Annotated in this window: 6 protein-coding genes; all 6 read right to left on the bottom strand. The window is 38.7% G+C overall.

Annotation, left to right across the window (positions count from 1 at the left end):
• A partial coding sequence (locus JW841_08025; GenBank protein MBN1960879.1) for an RHS repeat protein occupies positions 1 to 313 on the bottom strand: 313 nt, incomplete at its 3' end.
• A 144-nt stretch (positions 314 to 457) separates the two neighbouring features.
• Positions 458 to 628 carry a hypothetical protein gene (locus JW841_08030; GenBank protein MBN1960880.1) on the bottom strand — a complete coding sequence of 57 codons (171 nt, stop codon included), beginning with the start codon at positions 626 to 628 and terminating at the stop codon, positions 458 to 460.
• Positions 629 to 1,061: 433 nt separating this feature from the next.
• Entirely contained in the window at positions 1,062 to 1,565 is a 504-nt protein-coding gene (locus tag JW841_08035; GenBank protein ID MBN1960881.1) for a sel1 repeat family protein, read from the bottom strand.
• A gap of 214 nt (positions 1,566 to 1,779) precedes the next feature.
• The gene (locus JW841_08040) at positions 1,780 to 2,202 is read right to left on the bottom strand and encodes a hypothetical protein (GenBank protein MBN1960882.1); all 423 of its coding nucleotides are present in this window, start codon (positions 2,200 to 2,202) and stop codon (positions 1,780 to 1,782) included.
• Between the two features lie 230 nt (positions 2,203 to 2,432).
• Positions 2,433 to 2,756, bottom strand: coding sequence for a hypothetical protein (locus tag JW841_08045; GenBank protein MBN1960883.1), 324 nt, complete (start codon positions 2,754 to 2,756; stop codon positions 2,433 to 2,435).
• A gap of 70 nt (positions 2,757 to 2,826) precedes the next feature.
• Positions 2,827 to 3,346, bottom strand: a 520-nt coding sequence (locus tag JW841_08050; GenBank protein ID MBN1960884.1) for a hypothetical protein, incomplete at its 5' end; no start/stop codon positions are given.

Consider the following 3,346-nt stretch of genomic DNA (forward strand, 5'->3'; position numbering starts at 1 on the left):
CAAAGCCGGTATCACGGTCATACAACCCTCCGGCGAAACCAAATGGCTGGAGGCCGGGGTTAGTATCGTTAATGACTACACCGAACTCGTCGTAATCTAATTGTTGCGCAACTGCACCAGTGCTTGCATCTACCACTAATCGTACGCTACCGAGGTGATCGGTGATTAAGCGGTAGGTTGTAGTCGCCGTAACCATATACTCAGGTATGTTAGCATGTAACCCATACACAAATCTTGCTTTAATTGCACCGCTGCTATCTAGCCAGGCGATTGGTTGCAGTTGACCCTCATACAAGAAGCCTTCGACAAACACGCCATTGATACGTTTGCCTACGCGGCGATTTTTGCAGTCGACAATATACTTAATATTGATTGTGCCATGTTTTTTTAGTGTTTGACACTATTTTGGAGGGGCTTTATATCATTAAAATATTTTAATGTTTCACGAAATCATTATTTATTTACTTTCTGATGGTAAATTATCTTGATCATGAAAAGTACTCTGCTTAGCATTGTATAGGCAAGATTTTACGGCTATTCCTGTAACAAAAACAGCTAAAGCAACAAAAAGCCAGAGAAGTGTAATGAACCGCCATTCACCTAAAAATCCTGCTTGTTTTGATTTCATGTTTCAATGCTCCTTTAGAGTCGTTAAAGATTATCAAGTTAAAAATTAATAGTGTGAACTAGTGGCTCCTATTGGCACATCTTTGCTTGTCCATCTACCAACTTGTGGGTCATAGTCACGAGCGCTCGACATTATGAGCGCCAGAGGCCATGAATACTGACGACTATTGTAGGTATAGTGAGTACTTTAAATACGCATGCGTTATTGTGGCCGTGTTCGTCTTTGCGTAGAATTATACCGTTACTGTCATATGCGTAGCTCGAAACAATTCTGATGCCACACCTTAACCAACTGTAACCGTCTAATTTTTCGTGTTTTGATTAATAAGAAAATAAGACGGTGTAGCAAAATGCGACACATTTTTTAACGTTTGACACTGAACCTTGGGGGGCAATGGTGTCGCATTTTACGACATATTTTTCGGTGTTTGACACTATTTGGAAGGGGATTTCTCAAGCGCCTTGAGGTTCTGGCATCCGAGATCCTCTCCCATATCGCAGGCTTTTTGAAGAAAGTAGGCGGCGCGTTCACGATCAGTCGGAACCATTCGCCCATTACGATAGTCAAGGCCCAAACTGTTACAGCCCAGCGCCTCCCCAAGATTGCAGGCTTTCATGTCCAACTGTATAGCTCTAGTAGTATCTTTTTCAACACCCAAGCCGAAACGGAATGAGTCGGCCAGCTCATGACAACCACCTCCATACCCAAGTGAGCAACTTTTTTCAAATAAGTTGGCCGCGAGTAAATAGTCTTTAGGGACACCATCTCCTTGGAAATATAGAAGGCCTATCATCATACAATCTTTTGCATTATCTTTTTCACAACCTTTTTCGTATCGTTTCGCAAAAGCAGCGTTGATAGCGTCACAACCAGAAAAAATAATTAATGTAATACAGGAAAGGAGTATAATGCTTAAAAATAAAGTGTTTCCTTTCATTAATAACTCCTTTAAGGCGTAGAGACAGGCACACCACCTACAAGGTCGTAACTGTACTAATGATGTCGTCACATTGTTCGAGATAGCAAAGTAGAGTTAGGTAAGCAGTATCGTATTTTGCTGCAGTTTATAGAAAGTTTGGAATCATTATGATCGGCATTCATTTTAAACTCTACTAATGTTAGTATTACGTTAAGTTTATATACACCTCATTTTAGTTGTCATCTGATACAGGGTATGCAGAAACAGTTAAGCAAACACCAGCTTTCGCTAGACGTAAAAGATACTTCGGATGAAAATTAATTTGTACAGCGAACTGTTTTAAACTCCCTACATAAACAGCGAAATCTAGAGTACTGTAAACTCTACGTTTACGTAATGTTAAAATTTTTTGACGCCATTTTTTTAACCATCTAAAAACTACAGTCATTACATCTTCAATAGTTTCTCGCTCACAAAAAGGGATATTCACGCCAGAGTTAATCATTAATTCTTTATATCCACGACGTAACTCACCTTTTCTCCAAACTAAACTAGGACTTAACTCCGGGTTTATGGATAGAAATTTATCAACATTAAAATTGTCACCATAAATTCTCCACACTACAGTAATCATTGAATGCTCTCCCTCAATCATGTCATTGGTGGCGCAATATTGCCGCAAGCCTTAGGATCAATTAAGCAAGGATTCAAGATTGGCAAAAATGGCACAATGAATACATATAGTCATTATTATTTATCTGGTTAGTGGATATAGAAAGATTTATACTGCATAAAAATAATGATTAAAAAACATTTTCTAAAATAGTTTTCATAATTTACAATCAAAGATTAGTTGTGTGAAAAGAACCACGCCATATCTTGTTATTATTTGAAATATATAGCCGAAGTGCCAAGCGATTTTTCTGGGTATATTCCAGTTTGGATTACATCAATTACTTCAGTAATGAAAGCACTGATCAATTCCTCATCTGATTTGAAATCAGGTCGTTCAAATGGTTGCCAGTGTTTCCCTAGCATCCAGCCTGCTTCATTTGTGTATACATAAATAACTATATCACCAATATAAAATAGAACGTGCGGGCCAACATTTGATTTCTCTGCTTCGTCCATTCTGTAATGAAGATGGCGATTGCCTAAATTTTTTTTAAGTTGGGCGATCATTTTGGTTTGAAAAGAAGTCAAAATCATTCTGTAAAATCCCTATTGTTAATTAGGTGATGAAAACGTTTCATCGCTGTATTTGTAATGCTCATCACTATTATATTTTCCAGAAATCAATATGACCTTCATGTATTATTTTATCAGCGCCTGGGACATTTTTCTCAATCCACTTCAATATATTTCCTGAAGCACGAAAAACGTATTCAGCACCATGTCGTCCTTGACCTATTCTTAAATATCTATTTGAATTTATTAGTGGTGTGAGTGTTCTAAACGCTCCTTTTAAGACCATGCCACCGATTAACCATGACTCAATAGTGTAAACACGCTCTATAGGAAGGTCAATTGAACGTAAATAGTCCAAATCTCTTAAATAGTCGGCTTCAGGATCGCATGCTTTTGAAATGCGTTCTAGCCCACTGATATCTAAGAAATTCACCGGATCATTCCTAACATACGTATACAAATTAGTATCCCCACCCTCAAACAAGATCGGATCTTTACTCGTCCACCGACCAACTTTTGGGTCATAGTCACGAGCGCCGAAGCGTACAAAGCCGGTATCACGGTCATACAACCCTCCGGCGAAACCAAATGGCTGGAGGCCGGGGTTAGTA

The organism is Deltaproteobacteria bacterium (assembly GCA_016931625.1).
GTDB lineage: Bacteria > Myxococcota > XYA12-FULL-58-9 > XYA12-FULL-58-9 > JAFGEK01 > JAFGEK01.

Excerpts from the sequence above, each read along its gene's own strand:
- JW841_08045 (MBN1960883.1), bottom strand. The coding sequence starts at position 2,756 with ATGATTTTGACTTCTTTTCAAACCAAAATGATCGCCCAACTTAAAAAA.
- JW841_08030 (MBN1960880.1), bottom strand. The coding sequence starts at position 628 with ATGAAATCAAAACAAGCAGGATTTTTAGGTGAATGGCGGTTCATTACA.
- JW841_08040 (MBN1960882.1), bottom strand. The coding sequence starts at position 2,202 with ATGATTGAGGGAGAGCATTCAATGATTACTGTAGTGTGGAGAATTTAT.
- JW841_08035 (MBN1960881.1), bottom strand. The coding sequence starts at position 1,565 with ATGAAAGGAAACACTTTATTTTTAAGCATTATACTCCTTTCCTGTATT.